Here is a 15,845-nt window from a genome sequence, read left to right as displayed (position 1 = left end):
TCCCCCTTTAAGCTTGATTAGTCTCTTCGCTTTCGAGCGAACGGATCGTGATCTTTTGACTTAGTTCTTCTACTTCTTTTTTCGTGCAGAATGTTTCAGAAAATGCTGTAGCACTTCCGGAAGCTACTGCTTGGTTCAACACCTGAGCCGGATCCAGGCGTTCCGCGATTCCGGCGGCGAATCCAGCTACCAGGGAGTCACCTGCCCCGACAGAGTTCACGGCTTTTTGCTTTGGCACGGAGGCGTGAAGGGTCTGTGATTTATTAATATATACAGCTCCTTCTCCTGCCATCGATATAACCACATGCTCAATATCAAAATCCTCCAGAAGCTTTCGGCCATACACTGCAGCATCTTCCACACTGTTCACTTCCACTTCGTACAACTCTGCGAGTTCCAGATGGTTCGGCTTCACGAAATAAGGGCGGCCTTTCAATGCCTCACCGAGCGCTTCGCCGCTTGTGTCCAAACACACCCTGACTCCTTTGTTTCTCACCCGTTCCATTATGTCCAGATAGATGCTGTGAGGGAGAGAAGAAGGAACACTTCCTGCAAGTATTAATTCATCTTCCTGCGTCAGAACATCCAGCTTCTGGTACAGTGCTTCCACGTCTTCGCGCGAGACGCCCGGGGAGGTTCCATTAATTTCAGATTCCTCGCCGCCACGGATTTTGACGTTAATTCTTGTATCCTCTTCTACCTGCACAAAATCCGTTTGAATGTTTTCTTTTTCCAGGCTTTCTTTAATATACTGGCCGGTAAACCCGCCTACAAAACCGAGCGCAGTTGACTGCTCTCCGAGTCTTTGCAGCACTCTCGAAACGTTAATGCCTTTACCGCCTGGATATTTCAAATCATTTTTCGACCGATGGATATTTCCCGGAATAAACTCTTCTAGTTCGACTACATAATCGATTGCCGGGTTCAGCGTTACTGTATATATCATGTACTCACGACCTTCACATCTGTATATTTCTTCAAGTTTGTCCGCTCATCGTCCCGCAGCCTGTCCGACGTAATAATTTCCGCTAAAGCAAGTTCACCAATGTTGGCAAATGTAATGGAATTAATCTTCGAATGATCCGCCAGCACATAGCTCCTTTCCGCAAGATCAAGCGCTGTCCGCTTAACCACTGCTTCATCCGGATCCGGGGTGGTATACCCGTGAACAGGATGAACACCGTTAATACCGAGAAAGCAGGCGTCAAAACAAAATTCCTTCAGTGCTTCTATAGCTTTAATTCCTACGAGGGCCCCAGTCCCCTGCTTGCCTTTACCTCCGATGACGTACGTTTCAATGCCCTTCTCGAGCAAAAGCGGTACATGCGGAATGCCGTTGGTTACCACGACAAGATTCCGGTCAGCCAAATAAGGGATCATCTCCAGGGTCGTCGTCCCGGCGTCCAGAAAAAGACATTCACCGGGTTCAAGCAGGGAAGCTGCTGCTTCTGCAATCTTTTTCTTTTCCCATTGGTTTACACTGCTCTTCTCTGCGATAGTTGGTTCGTTTCGGCGGCGCCTGGAGAGAGAAGCTCCGCCGTGAATTCGTTTAATCTGTTCATCCGATTCCAGTTTGGATAAGTCCCTTCGAACTGTTGCTTCTGAAGCACCAGTCAGTTCCACCAGCTCATGAATAGAAGCAGTGTCTTTCGTTTTTAGAATTTCGATGATGGTGTCTCTGCGCTCAGTGTGAAGCATTACCTTCCCTCTCCTTTCCGGGTTTGGCATAAAAAGCAACAGGCATCTGCAGAAGTTTTGATCGTTTTCTATTTTTGCTTGTTTAATTAACTTCATTGTACACGCTTACTTAATCATAATCAATCAATTTTACTCAAAAACAATCATTTACTTTTGTTCATTGATTGAAATTGACATTTTCATGTTTGGCATTGTTATGTATTTCAGAAATAAAAAAACACGCCTCAGCTTTTAGAGGCGTGTGTAAAAATATGAACGTTCTGGTCAGATTTCGCTCTGCTTTTCCCTGGCTACAGCTTCGATTACTTCTCCCGCAGGATTAAACTTTAAAGCACGGTACAGCTCATCGTGGTAGAAAGTAAACCATGCTTGGCGCTGGCAGCCCCAGTTCATATAATGCTCTTTCATGTACACTGAGTCCATTGGATAATCATCATAGGCGGTCACCCAGAGCACATTCTGGTGGGCGTGTGTAGGCATATTGTCAGCCATGTGGATTAGTGTATTGCTTTCATCCTCAATCAAAATAATGCTCATACCGGCGCTGTGTCCGCCTGTATGCACCATTCGTATGTTTTCAGTAATATGAAGCTCTGACTCGAACGCTTCAACCTGGTGGGCGATTGGCTTCCAGTTCTTTTCCCAGTACGTGTTTTCGGAACGGATATTCGGATTTTTCATTTCCTCCCATTCCGTTTCCGATACGTAAATAACAGCATTGCGAAAGATTGGCACACTCTGGCCCTGCTCTTCACGGGCCAGCCCCGAAGCATGGTCAAAATGCATATGCGTCATTAACACAGCATCAATATCTGAAGCGTAAAGATTCATTTCCCGCAGACTCTGCTCCACATTTGACTCTTTCGTTACGCCATAATTTCTCTGTTGCTTTTTGCTGAGCCGGCCGTTTCCAATCCCTGCATCAACCAGTAAATTTTTACCCTCTCCCTGAATAAGCAGAGGGTCTGTCGGCATTGGAACTTGATTGCTGTCATTGACCGGGTATTTTTTTGACCAGAGCGGTTTCGGTACCACGCCGAACACCGCACCCCCGTCCATGTTTGTCATGCCACCTTCGAGCCATGTAATGGTATAATTGCCGATGGTTAATTGGTTCATGAAAACAGCCCCTCCATTTCATACAAATGATCCCTTTTATCAAACACTATGGCCTTACCGCTTTAGTAAAATAAATAGGCACTCCCTTTGCGTAAAACTTCTCTTCATATTCTGTCATCACATTTTCTTCTGCCTCTTCACTTTCATGCAGATGGAGACGCACCTTTTTTAATGAAAAACCAAACGTGGAAAGGGATGAAAGAGAATATTCAAACAATCCCTGATTATCAGTCTTCATCTGCACGGTTCCTCCCGGTACCAAAACCTGCTTATACAATTCCAGAAAATCCGGGTGCGTCAGCCGGCGTTTTTCATGACGTTTTTTTGGCCACGGATCAGTAAAATTAATATAAAGTGTTTCTACTGAGGCAGGCTCAAAATAGTCCATTAAATAGCGTACATCACCATGAATAAAGGCGAGATTCTCCGGCTGCTTGAACAAGGCGCGCTGCACCCCGGTCGCAAGAACACTTTCATACATTTCCATACCAATAAAATTGACACCCGGGTATTTGATGCTGTTGTCGCTTAAGTATTTCCCTTTGCCTGTGCCTACTTCCAAATGAAGAGGCTGGTCGTTCCCAAACCTTTTTCCCCAATTTTTATTTACCTGTTCCGCTGTTGTGACCACCAGCTCCGGGTGTTCTTGCAAAAATTCGTGGGCCCACGGCTTATGTCGGAGTCTCATCCTTCTTTTCCCTCTTTCTTCATATAATAACTACCTATTTGACAGACAAAATCCGCTGAAAACGCAGTGACGTTCCAGCGGATTTTTATATTTGCAATGAGTCCCGGTCGAGCACTGCTTCAAGCTGTTTCTTATAAAACTCTGCTTCTTTTATCCGGTTCGTGAGTAATGCCTGCTGGGCATGATCAAGCAGGTGGCTGATAATCTGCCAGCGCATCCGCCTTTGTAAATGGGAGGTTAAGGGCAGCCCGTATTCCTGCAGCCACACTTCCCACTCTTCTTTTGGAATGTACTCATACAGAATCAGGGCTAAATCAAGTGCAGGATCGCTGACTGTTGCATTGTCCCAGTCCACTAAATATAAATCTCCATTGGCATCAAACATCCAATTGTTGTGGTTCATATCACCGTGACAGACAACGAGGCGGGGAGGCTGTACTTCGCCAGACGTCCCTGCAAGTTCATCGAGAGCTCCGGCCATCGAAGTCGTAATATAAGGAAGCCGTTCCTGCTGCTCTCTTAATACAGTGGTTGTTGCTTCCGGAGTGCGGGCGTGGTTCCCTATTCTCATAAACATGTCCAGCAGTTCACTCGAGGAGTGTATTTTAGATAATAACTGGGCCACCCGTTTGTTATCCATATCGCCGCCCGTTAGTTCACGGCCGTCAACCCAGCGCTGTGCGGTAATTACATCACCGTTAGCCTGGCGCTTTGTCCAAAGCAGTTTAGGCACTATTCCTTCTGCTGAAAGCACAGCGAGAAATGGAGAAGAATTTCTTTTCAGAAATAACACTTGTTCCCCGGCACGCGCGAGGTAAGCTTCTCCTGAAGAGCCACCGGCTGGTTCAATCGTCCATCCGTCTCCCATCAGCAGTTCCAATACTTTCACCTTCGATCTATCATAGTGGTCTGAATATTTCATAGCCGATCCTTTTTTAACAATATTTTATTTCAATGCCTGTCTTGTTTTATTTAATTGTATGTATAAAATACCCTCTATGAAATGATCTCCTCTACTTCTCGTGCGGGTAAAAGTGTTCCTATTTGCGTTTTTATTTTTACAGCGAATCGTTCTTAATAATAGCAAACATTGAATTTAGAAGTCAATCGACCATAATACTTGTGACCGACCTCTCATCTGCTATTTTTCCGCGTATCTTCCATTTAAGCCTACTTGGTAACTTACCCTTTTTTTCCCTCATTCAGAGTGGTATAGTAATTTCGTTCATTATTACAGGGCAACTGCTTATATGAAGGAGGACGTTATTATGCCAGACCGCTCGCTTGGCAATGGCCGGCTATTAATTACATGCCCGGACCAGCCGGGAATTGTAGCCGCTATATCTGATTTTCTGCACCAGCATGGTGCTAATATTATTCATTCCGCCCAGCATACAAACGATCCGGAAGGCGGACGTTTTTTTATGAGAATTGTTTTTTCCATTTCGCCATATCCGGAGAAATTTAACCAAGTAAAAGAAGAATTTCTTCCTATTGCTGATCATTTCGATATGGAATGGTCATTAGAGCGTGAAGACCGCAAAAAAAGTGTGGCGATTTTCATTTCAAAAGAAGACCACTGCTTAACTGAATTATTGTGGAGATGGCGTTCCGGGGAACTGCCTATTCATATCAGCTGCGTCATCAGTAACCACACGACGCTTAAAAATGTAGTAGAAAGCTATGAAATTCCTTTTTACCACATACCGATAGATAAAAATGCCAAGCCGGAAGCAGAAAATAAAATACTTCGTACGCTTGAGCAGTATCCGATCGATTTTCTTGTGTTGGCCCGCTATATGCAAATACTGTCGCCGGATTTTGTTGCTCACTACCCGGCAAAAATCATTAATATTCATCATTCGTTTCTCCCGGCCTTTATCGGAGCGAACCCTTACAGACAGGCTTTTGAACGCGGCGTGAAACTTATTGGTGCTACCGCCCATTACGTGACCAACGACCTCGACGAAGGCCCAATCATTGAACAAGACGTCCTTCGGGTCAATCACCAATACAATGCCAATGATTTAAAAATCACCGGACGCAACGCTGAAAAAATTGCGCTGGCAAGAGCCGTTACCTGGCATGCAGAAGACCGTGTCATTGTCGACGACAATAAAACGATTGTTTTTCTGTAAAGCTGCTTATTCGCCGTATTCATTCGAAGAGTAGATTTCACTACGGAGGACAGAAACGGTTGCCGCTTGCCCCATAAGCGCTTCTGCGGAAAACAACTGCCGGTTTTTCACCGGGGATGGATTGTTGATACGTCTTTCCATCCACCGTTTGTATTCGCGTTTATCTGCTGTATGTGCGTATAAAACTTCACGGTTATCAATAATGGAAGCGGGGGAAACCACTGTCGCCTGGACAGGAAAGGTGGTCCCCGCTTGTTTTAATACAGCTTCCACTACGTTTGTTGTTCTTTTCAGCGCAAGGACTGGGCTGACAAATGTATGCTGCTTCTGATTCACGTACTCCTTCCAGAACCTGCTGTCTGCCGGTTCAAATACACTGTACATTGTTCCTTCTAAAATATGTACCACGTCGATCCCTACTGGGCCAATGATAGTAATGGCCCCCTCCATCGTCGTCTGTTTTGTATGAAAAACCGGATAGTACATAACAAAATACGTATCGGGAAGCTCCCTGAGAAGGGTGCGCAGCCGGTAGTCGTATTTTAATTTCGGATCCATCATTGAAATTTCAGAGATTGTGGAAGAGGCCCACTCCAGCTGGATTAAAAACCAGTTATCATAAAAGATATCCTTGAGCTCCTCGAGCGTTTTTCCCTTAAAAAATAAGTAGGCATCGTTTTCGTTAATTTCCACTTCCTCCTCTTCTTGCTTCCACCACTTTAACCGGTTCACTGCTTTTCCCATCCGGGTGTTGTTCTCGAGCGGCTCTTCTCCGGACACTTTTGGGCTCGATTTATTTGCAATCATCCAGTCTGTTTTCATACGCTGCCAGTACGATTTTTTGGCAGCTAAAAATTCCGCGTTTTGGTGAAGAAAATGGTATTCATAACGCGAAGCATAGTCTTTCATCTTTATTAGTTGAGCCATTCAACTCTCCCTTCTCCTTCATTGCAGCCTTTCTCTTAGAAGGTGCGTCTCTACATAGAAGCTGCAGGCCTCCACTTTTATTATTATATCGTCATTGTCCGGCTGATGTTCACATTACAGGAATAAATTACCTGCCAATGGGGCTAAAAAAGCAACAATAACGGCACTGACTGTCATAGCTACCGAACTGACCGCCCCTTCCGTTTCACTGTTTTCGAGCGATTTAGCTGTTCCTATCGCGTGAGCCGCACTACCCATGCCTATTCCCTTCGCTACCGGATCAGTTACCCCCACCGCTTTCATCACCTGGGCGTGAACCACTACTCCGCCGATACCCGCCACCATCACAAACATTGCCGCCAAGGGAGCGTCTCCGCCGAGCGTTGTCGTAATGTCCATGGCTACCGGTGTTGTTACTGACTTAGGCAGCACCGCTGCCGCCCATTCTTTAGATGCACCCGCTGCTCTCGTAAAAACAAGTCCCGAAATGATACCTATCACCGCTCCCGTCCCAATACCGCTGAGAATCGGAACAGAATATCGTTTTAACAGATGCCTTTGTTCATACAGCGGGCAGGCCAGTGCCACCACCGCAGGCCCCAGCAGCGATTCTATCCATTGGCCTCCGGTCATATAGGCATTGTAGGGGATTCCGGAAATTAACAGAAATAATATAATAACAATGGTACCAGTGACGATCGGAAGCATTAATGGCGCCGGAAAACGCCGGTACATTCTTTTGGAGGCGGCGTACACCATCATCGTCCCGGCAATAGCAGCAACTCCTGTCCACCATTCATTCACGATGCTCCCTCCTTTTTTTCAATAAATACTGGGACACCCATGAGCCAGTTCCCATTACAAGAAGTGTACTGATAAACACAGCAGTCACAAGCACGGCTCCAAGCACTGAAAACAGCTCTCCGTGGATCACCAGTCCTGCGGTCACCGGAAGAAACAACAGCGGCATGTTTCCGAGCAGCAGCCCGGATCCCTCCTGAATCCATTTTGGCGTGGCTGAAGTAAAAATAAAAACTGCAAGCAAAAGCAGCATGCCGAGGATACTTCCCGGAATTGGAAGCTGAAGCACTCCCTGAATCCAGACACCAGTCCAGTAAAATGCATACAAAATCAGTATGTGAATGACAATTCTAAATACGTTCATACATTCCCCTCATTTATTCGGTCAATTCCGTCCAATGTACTGTTTCGTATTTTACACTTCGTCCTGGGTGAATGCGATAAAGATGCAATTGAGAGGCGTGAAAAAATAAGGCTTCCGGAAGAGGCACGGCCGGCCACGTAAACATCTGCTCCTTGATTCTCTTTTTGGCAAGAGTCATATGAGGGCAGTACGGACGTTGCTCTGTCTTTATTCCCATGCCTTTCAATTGTTCTTTCCATTCAGTGTACAAAGTGAACAGCCCTTCTTCTGCGCCTACTTTTGTATAAAGCACATTTTCACGGCCTTCCGGACCGAAAAAGTCTACCCCATCCAGCCTGATCTGAGGCTGGGATAATAATGTTATTCTATTCATCTTTTCCTGGACAGCATCAACCTTGTCTGGTAAAAGCCGGCCGAAAAAATGAAGTGTAATATGAAAATCCTGCGGATGTACCCATTGTTTAAATGGAAGATCATTTTTAACCTTTGATGCCCAGTCCCCCCAGGAAAGCCTGGCCTCTTCCGGTACTGAAATTCCAAGAAAATAATGATTATCCAAGGTTTACTTCCTCCCTTTCTTGCTTTAAAGCCGTTGAAAACGAACAAGCAATGCAAATGTGTTAAAATATACAAATGAATGATAGAAAAAGGATGTGTAACAGCCATGCGTGTAGCAAACAATATGTCAGAACTAGTCGGCGATACGCCTTTAGTCAAATTAAACCGCCTCCCTGATACTCGAGGAGCGGACGTATATTTGAAGCTTGAATTTCAAAACCCCAGCGGCAGTGTTAAAGACAGAGCAGCAAAAAATATGCTGAAGCAGGCCGAAGAAGAGGGGAAAATCAATGAAAATACTACTATTATCGAGCCTACTTCCGGCAATACCGGCATCGGTCTTGCCATGAATGCCGCTGCCCGCGGCTACCGTGCCATATTAGTTATGCCGGACACCATGTCTCAAGAAAGAATCAACCTGTTGAAGGCATACGGCGCGGAAGTAGAACTCACCCCAGGCGACAAAAAAATGCCCGGAGCCATTTCCCGGGCTCATGAACTTGTAGAAACGATTGCTGACAGCTTCATGCCCATGCAGTTTGAAAACGAAGCCAACTCGGATGCCCACCGGGAAAGCACGGCACTTGAAATTGAAGAAGCAATGAAGGAAATTGGTAAGCCCCTGGGCGGGTTCGTCGCTGCTTCCGGTACCGGCGGCACTGTGACAGGAACTGGGGAAAAGTTAAAAGAACTGTACCCAGACGTTCAGATACATGTCGTAGAACCATTTGGCTCCCCGGTGCTTTCGGGCGGAAAACCAGGCCCCCATAAACTCGTCGGCACCAGCCCCGGGTTTATACCGCCTATTTTGAATCAGAAGATATACGACCATATTTATAAAATTACCGACGAAGATGCTTATAAAACCACAAGAGACCTTGCCGGCCAGGAAGGCATCCTGGTTGGCCCCTCTTCAGGGGCTGCCTGCTACGCTGCCATGGAAACAGCAAAACAGTTGCCTCCGGATCAGGTCGTGGTTGCAATTGCCTGTGATACTGGCGAACGGTATTTATCTACTGACCTTTTCCGTTTCGATCAATAAAATCTTTTTCAAAGACTCCTTTACAAAAAAGGGGTCTTTTTTTACATAATTTTTACATTAAGTATTTTGTGAAATAAAATGGATAGTTCCATCGCCGATTTTGTTTTTTTTAACTGATCACGCACAATAAAACATTATTTTAGCAAATCATTCGATTTTTGTGTTACTTCGTAAATAAATTGAATGGATTTTTGTCAAAAATTTTGCGATAAATAAATAAATGGTATAAACTATTAAGTACAGGGACGCTTACAAAATATTTTGAATACTTTTATCCTACATGCTGCTGAACTTCCTACGGAAAGTTCCACAGAGCAGTTGACACAACAACAGTCGAAACCATCAATTATACTTCCTATTTACGTGCGCAGTCCCGGGCATGTCTTCAAGTGCCATAAATTCATTGGCTAAGGAGTGGTTTTTTGAGAACGTCCACCGACCGAATGATAACCCGTATTAAGTCTATCTATCTCTATATTAAAAAGAGAGGAACGGTGACCACCGGGGAATTGGTTGACGAATTCGGAATTACACAGCGCACCATTCAGCGTGATTTGAATGTGCTTGAATACAATGAATTGGTCTGCAGCCCTTCTAGAGGGGCCTGGACGACGACTGCCCGAAAAGTAAAAGCTTCCTGAATGACTATACCTATCCCCTGGCGCCAGGATTAACATCCTGGCGTTTTTTCATACGTCAAAAATTCCCCGCATCCTTCTAGCCGCTTCGGCAAAAAGCCGTTCCTTCTTCACCAATATTTCTTTTTTTGACACGTCAGGCTCCACAATAATATCTCTATGGTCTATGCCCCGCAACGCCTTTCCTGCTTCTTCCCAGCTACATTCATGAACAGCTTTCCATCCGCAGGCAGCGGCTCCGAACATAGCTAGGCGTTCCTGTTCAGCGCTCACCTGCACCCTGCATTGAAATACGTCCGCCACTATTTGCCGCAAAGCTCTGCTTTTCGTACCCCCACCCACGAGAAAGAGGCTGGAAGAAGCCAGGCCAGCCTGAGCAAAGACCTGCTTTAAAGAAAAAGCCAGGCCTTCAAGCACCGCGCGGGCCATATGGCTCTCGTCCACCTGGCTGTCAATGCCAATGAACGCCCCTCGGGCTTTTTCATCAACGATTGGATTTCTTTCTCCGTTTAGATAAGGAATAAATACAAGCGACTCGGGCATAGCCTTTGGCTCAGCTGCCAGTTTTTCAAACTCTTCGAAGTTGCCATGGCCACACCACGTATGAACCGCCCATTGATGCACATTTCCCATGTTGAGAAGCGGCATAATTTTAATAAACTGGCCTTTCTGCGGGGCAGCCAGATGAAAAACACTGCCTTCCTTTGACATTGCCAGTGTATCTGCCGGCACCGCTGCCCATCCCGTGGTTCCTGCGTAAGCATAGCCGCTGTCCCCACCCGCTTGAAAACCAGCTGCAAGCGTCACTGCGCCTCCGTCTCCAAGGCCACAGCAAACGGGTGTTCCAGCTGGTATTCCCGTTTGCACGGCGGCCTCTTTCAATACATAACCGGCTATGTCTTCGGGCTCCAGAAGAAGAGGAAGCTGACGATAGGAAATGCCGGTGCCGTTCCATAACTGTTCGTCCCACGTTCTTGTATGTACATTCATCATTCCAGTAACAGTACCATTTACTGGATCACAGACTGATACGCCCGTTAAGCAGTAAATTAAATAATCTTTAGAACCAAATAACACCCGCTCCCACTTTTCCGGGGCTTCATCCGCCAGCCATTTCATCAGAGGGGTCGTGGATTTCCAATCATTTCCTGTGACGGCCGTAACAGCATCCGAAGCTAAATGCCTGTTTTGCAGCCTTCTGCTCCCTCCCTGGTCGGAATAAAGTATTGCCGTATCCGCACGCCCGTCTTTAACAGGGATGAAATCCTCCATCTGACCAGTGCATACAACCGCGTCGACATCCAGCCCCGTTCCCTGATTATGCAGAGTTCTGCATGCTTTTTTAAAGCTCTTCCACCATTCTGCCGGCTTTTGTTCGTGCCTTTTCCCCTCGGTATAAGTAAGGACAGGCTCTGATGTACTGCTCTCCACCTGTCCACCACCGCCCATTATCATTACTTTTAAAGACGAGGTGCCCAGGTCTGCAATTAGCAGTCTACATCTCATCGCCGCTTGCTCCCTGTGATTTTTCCCCGACGCTGTCCCGAAGCAGCTGAATTTCCTCTTCATTTAATTCCCGGTATTCCCCCGGCAGTAAATCTTCATCGAGTGACAGCCTGCCGAACGACTCTCTTTTTAAATAAACGACTTCATTCCCCACTGCTTCAAACATCCGTTTTACCTGATGAAATTTCCCTTCTGTTATTTCCACGTACACTTCCCGGTGTGTATCAGGCACTTGTCGCAGAACAGCAGGTTTACAAATATAGCCGTCATCAAGCTTTACACCTTTTTTAAACTGCTCAATATCCCTTTCTTCTATCGGATGCTCGAGTACCGCCCGGTAGACTTTTACGACGCCATGCTTCGGCGACGTGAGAAAATGATTAAGCTTGCCGTCGTTCGTCAACAGCAGCAGCCCCTCCGTATCAATGTCAAGCCGGCCGACCGGGAAAGGTTCTCTTACCGCATCCTCCTGTTCTAAAATATCCAGCACCGTATCATGCACGCTGTCTTCGGTAGCACTGATAACCCCCGCTGGTTTATGCATGAGAAAATAAACAAATTCCGTATAGTGAATGTCCTCTCCAAACACGCTGACCTGCTGCTCTTCGGGATCCACCTGAACCGCCCCGTTGTTTACCGGCTCCCTGTCGACAAATACGCCTCCCTTTTTCAGCATCTTTTTTACTTCCTTGCGAGTTCCATATCCTAATTCCGCCAACAGTTTATCCATTCTCATGCTGATCACCTCTCTCCATCTGTTCCAGAATTCCCGAAGCAAACTCCCCATGTGAGCCGTTTATATGTGCTTCAATTACTCCTGCCGGAATCTGGCGGAGCACGGCTTCCTGTACGGTTTTTGATATATTCTGCTCCTGCATCTTTTTTTCGATACTCACTATCATTTTCAATGTTTCTTCCACTGCTGTTTTATTTGCAGTTTCTACCTCCTGCTCAGTGCCTTCAATAACTGTAAATGCCCCTCCGAGCCAGTTCTGGAGATATTCGCGGTCGCTTTTTTTTGCGCTGTTAACTACAAAAACGTTTTCTCCCCTACTAGCTGCAGCCCTTTCAGCATGACCGGCAAATTTAGCCGCAGCCTTCCGCACATGGGCAGGCACTTCCAGCTCCTCCGAGCAGAGCGACGTAGCCGGTATGTATATAACGCTTCCTTCCGCTAAATAAGGTCCGTGCCAATAAATAAACTCTTTGATTCCTTCCGGCGGAAGCGCTAAAAAAATATAGGGAAAACGAGGAAGCTCCAGCTCATCCACCCGGGAAATCTCCTTTTTTGTTTCCCTCATCCAGAGTTTTTCCTTTCCCCGGTACATCACAGAGACAAAGGGAGGTTCACTTTTTGTTACTGCAAGCTTCGCTAGCCTCCCGGATCCTACTACTAACATTTCATTTTCCTCCAATACATTTCGGTATGTGCAGCTGCCGGTCTGAAAAAGAGACGTTGCTGTTAACAACGTCTCTTTACACTATGCGGAAGTTGGTTTATTGATATCCTGGCCCTGGACCCGGGCAAGCCGGTTATTGTTACGGGAAATATTTGCCAGCAGTCCAAGCATCGCCAGGGTTATTAATAAAGAGGAGCCTCCGTAGCTTAAAAGCGGAAACGGCAGGCCGGTAATTGGCATCATGCCCGCGACCGCTCCGGCATTAATGACAGCCTGGCTGAGCAGCTGAAAAACAATTCCAAAAGCGAGCAAAGTGCCAAACTGCCCCTTAGCGTGAAGCCCGATTTTTATGCCGCGCCAGGCAATAACGCCAAGCAGGCCTACGACGAGCAGAACCCCGAAAATCCCAAGCTCTTCAGCAATAATCGGTAGAATGAAGTCGGTATGGGCTTCAGGAAGATAGTTCATTTTCTGCACGCTCTCCCCGAGGCCGACCCCAAATAATCCACCATGGGCAATGGCAATATAGCCCTGGATCAGCTGGTAGCTGCCTCCGCCAACAGCGTCTGCATTTGCGAATGGGTCCATAAAAGAGACGAGCCGGGCCAGGCGGTAAGGCTCTGTCAGCGCAATATATGCAAACAGCACCGCCGCGACTCCCCCGAGCATAAACATATGCCGAAACTTTGCTCCTGATAAGAAGACAATTACGATCGTTGTCATCATCAGAGCAGCCGCTGTACCAACGTCAGGCTGCATAACGATGAATCCAAGCAGCACAGCAACAACTATAAGCGGCGGCAGTACTCCCTTCATAAATGAGTCAATATACTTTTGCTTCTGAGAGTACACCTGGGCCAGATAAATAATCAAACTTAATTTCACGAATTCTGCGGGCTGAATGTTTACCGGCCCGAAGCCGATCCAGCTTTTTGCCCCGTTTACTTCATTACCTATTACAAGCACAAGCAACAGTAAAAAAATAGACAACCCTATCAATAATGGTGTGGTTTTCTTCCATTTTTCATAAGGCACATGCATCATGAAAGCAAACACACCTACTCCAAGTATAAAAAACATTATCTGTCGTTTAAGAAAAAAGGCCGCATCATCATAAGCCCTCATCCCGAGCGGAAAGCTTGCGCTGTACACCATAATAATGCCAAACAATGTTAATAGCGCGACCGCACCGATCAAGAGCCAGTCATAATCTTTATATCTCCACGTTTTCATGTTTCACCTCTAATGCCGCCCCTTTTAAAAGGCGGCTTGATGCGTTTGTCTCTGTTTCTATAAAGTGAATTAATTATATCACCATCCCTCGCGGAACAAAAGATCAGAAAGCAGGAGTTTTCTTTACGCTGAAAAGCGCTTCCCAAGAACCCTTTCGGCCAGGCCGCTCTTCATGGCAAGTGCCATAAAAAGCACACCGCCAACACCGACACTAATAATTTCCACCATGAATAAATCCATCCAGCTCGTGCCTGCAAATAAAACTTCCATGCCGTTTCTTGTAATTAAAACCCCGAGGCCCATAATTAATGACAAAAGAACCACTACACCGCCCCGGCGCGAGACGCCTCCAAAATGAAAACCAGTAAATTTCGCGATCGCCCATGCGTTGAACAGTACTCCGAACGCAAAGCCAATAATCGTACTGTAAATGCCCCCGATCGGGCCAAGAAGTAATAGCAGCACATAAGCACTGATAATTTTCACCAGCAGCCCTATTAATAGAGAGGCAATAGCATATTTCTGGCGGTTGATTCCCTGCAGAACAGCTGCGCTTACTGAAAAAAGGGAAAAAACGATGGCCGCATACGCGTAATGCTGCAGCACGTAGCTGCCTATTTCCAGTGACTCTGTCCCAAAAAGCACTCCGAATGTTGGTTTTGCAAGCAACGACAGTCCGACTGCGGCAGGCACTGATAAAAACAAAATCACCTGGTAGGTCTGCGTAATCTGGCGCTGCAGCAAATCCTGGTCATTGCCTGTAAATGATTTTGTGATCGTCGGGATAAGGGTAATCGACATGGCCGTAGCAATTGCTACAGGGATGAGAATCAGCTTATGGGAAGAGCCCGCGAACGCACCGTACGCTGTCTGGATCTGCCCGGACGTCCATTCCCCGGTCTGCTCCAGTGCCCGGGTGAAGGTAAACATGTCCACCATTTGAAACAGGGGAATAGCCAGTCCGACAAAAGAAAGCGGCAGAGCATACCGGATCAGTTCACTGTACATGCTTGTTAATGGCAGGTCGCTCGACACCGTGCTTTGGGACTGTTCCCGCTGCAAAAAGCGCTGCCTTTTTTTCCAATAAAAAATTAGTACAGCCATGCTGGCCAACCCGCCGACAAACGCTCCAAAGGTGGCAAATCCAATAGCAGTGCCGAGGTTTCCGTCGACTACGTACAGAATAAACAAAGCCATCACCAAAATGAACACAATACGCACAACCTGCTCAATAACCTGTGAAACAGCGGTAGGCCCCATCGACTGATGCCCCTGAAAAAACCCTCTCATAATCGCCATCGTTGGAATAATCATTAAAGCAAAGCTTACCATGCGGATCGTAAACACAACATCATCTGATGTAAAAGCTTCACTTGAATCAAACGAAATTAAATTCACAATAAGCGGAGCGCCAAAAAATAAAATAAGAAACGCTGCAATGCCGGTAATGGTCATAAAAAAAAGACCCGACTTAAACAACCTTCGGCCTGTTTCAAAATCTCCCATGGCGTTGTATTTGGATACAAATTTCGACATAGCCATCGGTATACCGAGCGTAGCTACGCTGAGCATTAATGTGTATGGCTGGTAGCCGTATTGGTAAAGTGCGATCCCCTGCTGGCCGACCATGGCCGCAAACGGAAATATGTAAATCATACCTAAAAATTTCGAAACAAATGTCGCTATGCTTAACAGAAGCGTTCCCCGCAAAAATTTTGAATCAGACATTCTTA

Annotated in this window: 17 protein-coding genes; 3 read left to right on the top strand and 14 right to left on the bottom strand. The window is 46.4% G+C overall.

Going from position 1 to position 15,845, the window contains the following annotated elements; translation table 11 throughout:
* Positions 1–7: 7 nt before the first annotated feature.
* The 5 genes from pfkB to CHL76_RS13280 all read right to left on the bottom strand — a co-directional run bounded on the left by pfkB (position 8) and on the right by CHL76_RS13280 (position 4,427).
* On the bottom strand, positions 8–946 hold the full coding sequence (pfkB, locus tag CHL76_RS13300) for a 1-phosphofructokinase (RefSeq protein ID WP_094908818.1): 939 nt from the start codon (positions 944–946) through the stop codon (positions 8–10).
* Positions 943–1,698, bottom strand: coding sequence for a DeoR/GlpR family DNA-binding transcription regulator (locus tag CHL76_RS13295; RefSeq protein ID WP_079475721.1), 756 nt, complete (start codon positions 1,696–1,698; stop codon positions 943–945). Before CHL76_RS13295 ends, pfkB begins: the two co-directional genes overlap by 4 nt.
* 264 nt (positions 1,699–1,962) lie before the next feature.
* Positions 1,963–2,817: a YtnP family quorum-quenching lactonase gene (locus CHL76_RS13290; RefSeq protein ID WP_094908817.1), complete on the bottom strand. Its 855-nt coding sequence runs from the start codon at positions 2,815–2,817 to the stop codon at positions 1,963–1,965.
* A 46-nt stretch (positions 2,818–2,863) separates the two neighbouring features.
* The gene (gene trmB / locus CHL76_RS13285; RefSeq protein ID WP_094908816.1) at positions 2,864–3,505 is read right to left on the bottom strand and encodes a tRNA (guanosine(46)-N7)-methyltransferase TrmB; all 642 of its coding nucleotides are present in this window, start codon (positions 3,503–3,505) and stop codon (positions 2,864–2,866) included.
* 85 nt (positions 3,506–3,590) lie between these two features.
* Entirely contained in the window at positions 3,591–4,427 is an 837-nt protein-coding gene (locus tag CHL76_RS13280) for a phosphotransferase family protein (RefSeq protein WP_094908815.1), read from the bottom strand.
* Positions 4,428–4,773: 346 nt separating this feature from the next.
* On the opposite strand from CHL76_RS13280, the gene purU reads away from it, so the two are divergent.
* Entirely contained in the window at positions 4,774–5,643 is an 870-nt protein-coding gene (gene purU, locus CHL76_RS13275; RefSeq protein WP_094908814.1) for a formyltetrahydrofolate deformylase, read from the top strand.
* Positions 5,644–5,649: 6 nt separating this feature from the next.
* On the opposite strand, the gene CHL76_RS13270 is transcribed toward purU, so the two are convergent.
* The 4 genes from CHL76_RS13270 to thpR form a co-directional block, all read right to left on the bottom strand.
* The gene (locus CHL76_RS13270; protein ID WP_143747463.1) at positions 5,650–6,570 is read right to left on the bottom strand and encodes a hypothetical protein; all 921 of its coding nucleotides are present in this window, start codon (positions 6,568–6,570) and stop codon (positions 5,650–5,652) included.
* A 114-nt stretch (positions 6,571–6,684) separates the two neighbouring features.
* Complete coding sequence (locus CHL76_RS13265; RefSeq protein ID WP_233133435.1) at positions 6,685–7,374, bottom strand: LrgB family protein; 690 nt, start codon at positions 7,372–7,374, stop codon at positions 6,685–6,687.
* Positions 7,367–7,735: a CidA/LrgA family protein gene (locus tag CHL76_RS13260; protein ID WP_079475716.1), complete on the bottom strand. Its 369-nt coding sequence runs from the start codon at positions 7,733–7,735 to the stop codon at positions 7,367–7,369. The genes CHL76_RS13265 and CHL76_RS13260 overlap by 8 nt, the downstream gene beginning before the upstream one ends.
* Before the next feature lie 13 nt (positions 7,736–7,748).
* Positions 7,749–8,294 carry an RNA 2',3'-cyclic phosphodiesterase gene (gene thpR / locus CHL76_RS13255; RefSeq protein ID WP_094908812.1) on the bottom strand — a complete coding sequence of 182 codons (546 nt, stop codon included), beginning with the start codon at positions 8,292–8,294 and terminating at the stop codon, positions 7,749–7,751.
* 105 nt (positions 8,295–8,399) lie between these two features.
* Between thpR and cysK the strand changes: the two genes are divergently transcribed.
* Complete coding sequence (gene cysK, locus CHL76_RS13250; protein WP_079475714.1) at positions 8,400–9,335, top strand: cysteine synthase A; 936 nt, start codon at positions 8,400–8,402, stop codon at positions 9,333–9,335.
* A gap of 422 nt (positions 9,336–9,757) precedes the next feature.
* Positions 9,758–9,976, top strand: a complete 219-nt coding sequence (locus CHL76_RS13245; RefSeq protein ID WP_079475713.1) for a DeoR family transcriptional regulator — start codon at positions 9,758–9,760, stop codon at positions 9,974–9,976.
* A 48-nt stretch (positions 9,977–10,024) separates the two neighbouring features.
* On the opposite strand, the gene CHL76_RS13240 is transcribed toward CHL76_RS13245, so the two are convergent.
* The 5 genes from CHL76_RS13240 to CHL76_RS13220 form a co-directional block, all read right to left on the bottom strand.
* Positions 10,025–11,479 (bottom strand): xylulokinase, encoded by a 1,455-nt coding sequence (locus CHL76_RS13240; protein ID WP_158219186.1) that lies wholly within the window; start codon positions 11,477–11,479, stop codon positions 10,025–10,027.
* The gene (locus CHL76_RS13235) at positions 11,469–12,215 is read right to left on the bottom strand and encodes a pseudouridine synthase (protein WP_079475711.1); all 747 of its coding nucleotides are present in this window, start codon (positions 12,213–12,215) and stop codon (positions 11,469–11,471) included. Before CHL76_RS13235 ends, CHL76_RS13240 begins: the two co-directional genes overlap by 11 nt.
* A complete protein-coding gene (locus tag CHL76_RS13230) occupies positions 12,202–12,879 on the bottom strand; it encodes a hypothetical protein (protein ID WP_094908809.1) in 678 nt (225 codons plus the stop codon). The genes CHL76_RS13235 and CHL76_RS13230 overlap by 14 nt, the downstream gene beginning before the upstream one ends.
* Positions 12,880–12,960: 81 nt before the next feature.
* Positions 12,961–14,112 (bottom strand): putative lipid II flippase FtsW, encoded by a 1,152-nt coding sequence (ftsW, locus tag CHL76_RS13225; protein ID WP_079475709.1) that lies wholly within the window; start codon positions 14,110–14,112, stop codon positions 12,961–12,963.
* Positions 14,113–14,235: 123 nt separating this feature from the next.
* The gene (locus CHL76_RS13220; protein WP_079475708.1) at positions 14,236–15,840 is read right to left on the bottom strand and encodes a putative polysaccharide biosynthesis protein; all 1,605 of its coding nucleotides are present in this window, start codon (positions 15,838–15,840) and stop codon (positions 14,236–14,238) included.
* Between the last annotated feature and the right edge of the window lie 5 nt (positions 15,841–15,845).

Source organism: Marinococcus halophilus (assembly GCF_002265875.1).
Lineage (GTDB): Bacteria > Bacillota > Bacilli > Bacillales > Marinococcaceae > Marinococcus > Marinococcus halophilus.
Note: the sequence above shows the minus strand (reverse complement) of the source record. Positions and strands in the feature narration are given on the sequence as shown.

Excerpts from the sequence above, each read along its gene's own strand:
- pfkB (WP_094908818.1), bottom strand. The coding sequence starts at position 946 with ATGATATATACAGTAACGCTGAACCCGGCAATCGATTATGTAGTCGAA.
- CHL76_RS13295 (WP_079475721.1), bottom strand. The coding sequence starts at position 1,698 with ATGCTTCACACTGAGCGCAGAGACACCATCATCGAAATTCTAAAAACG.
- CHL76_RS13290 (WP_094908817.1), bottom strand. The coding sequence starts at position 2,817 with ATGAACCAATTAACCATCGGCAATTATACCATTACATGGCTCGAAGGT.
- trmB (WP_094908816.1), bottom strand. The coding sequence starts at position 3,505 with ATGAGACTCCGACATAAGCCGTGGGCCCACGAATTTTTGCAAGAACAC.
- CHL76_RS13280 (WP_094908815.1), bottom strand. The coding sequence starts at position 4,427 with ATGAAATATTCAGACCACTATGATAGATCGAAGGTGAAAGTATTGGAA.
- purU (WP_094908814.1), top strand. The coding sequence starts at position 4,774 with ATGCCAGACCGCTCGCTTGGCAATGGCCGGCTATTAATTACATGCCCG.
- CHL76_RS13270 (WP_143747463.1), bottom strand. The coding sequence starts at position 6,570 with ATGGCTCAACTAATAAAGATGAAAGACTATGCTTCGCGTTATGAATAC.
- CHL76_RS13260 (WP_079475716.1), bottom strand. The coding sequence starts at position 7,735 with ATGAACGTATTTAGAATTGTCATTCACATACTGATTTTGTATGCATTT.
- cysK (WP_079475714.1), top strand. The coding sequence starts at position 8,400 with ATGCGTGTAGCAAACAATATGTCAGAACTAGTCGGCGATACGCCTTTA.
- CHL76_RS13240 (WP_158219186.1), bottom strand. The coding sequence starts at position 11,479 with ATGAGATGTAGACTGCTAATTGCAGACCTGGGCACCTCGTCTTTAAAA.
- CHL76_RS13235 (WP_079475711.1), bottom strand. The coding sequence starts at position 12,215 with ATGAGAATGGATAAACTGTTGGCGGAATTAGGATATGGAACTCGCAAG.
- CHL76_RS13230 (WP_094908809.1), bottom strand. The coding sequence starts at position 12,879 with ATGTTAGTAGTAGGATCCGGGAGGCTAGCGAAGCTTGCAGTAACAAAA.
- ftsW (WP_079475709.1), bottom strand. The coding sequence starts at position 14,112 with ATGAAAACGTGGAGATATAAAGATTATGACTGGCTCTTGATCGGTGCG.
- CHL76_RS13220 (WP_079475708.1), bottom strand. The coding sequence starts at position 15,840 with ATGTCTGATTCAAAATTTTTGCGGGGAACGCTTCTGTTAAGCATAGCG.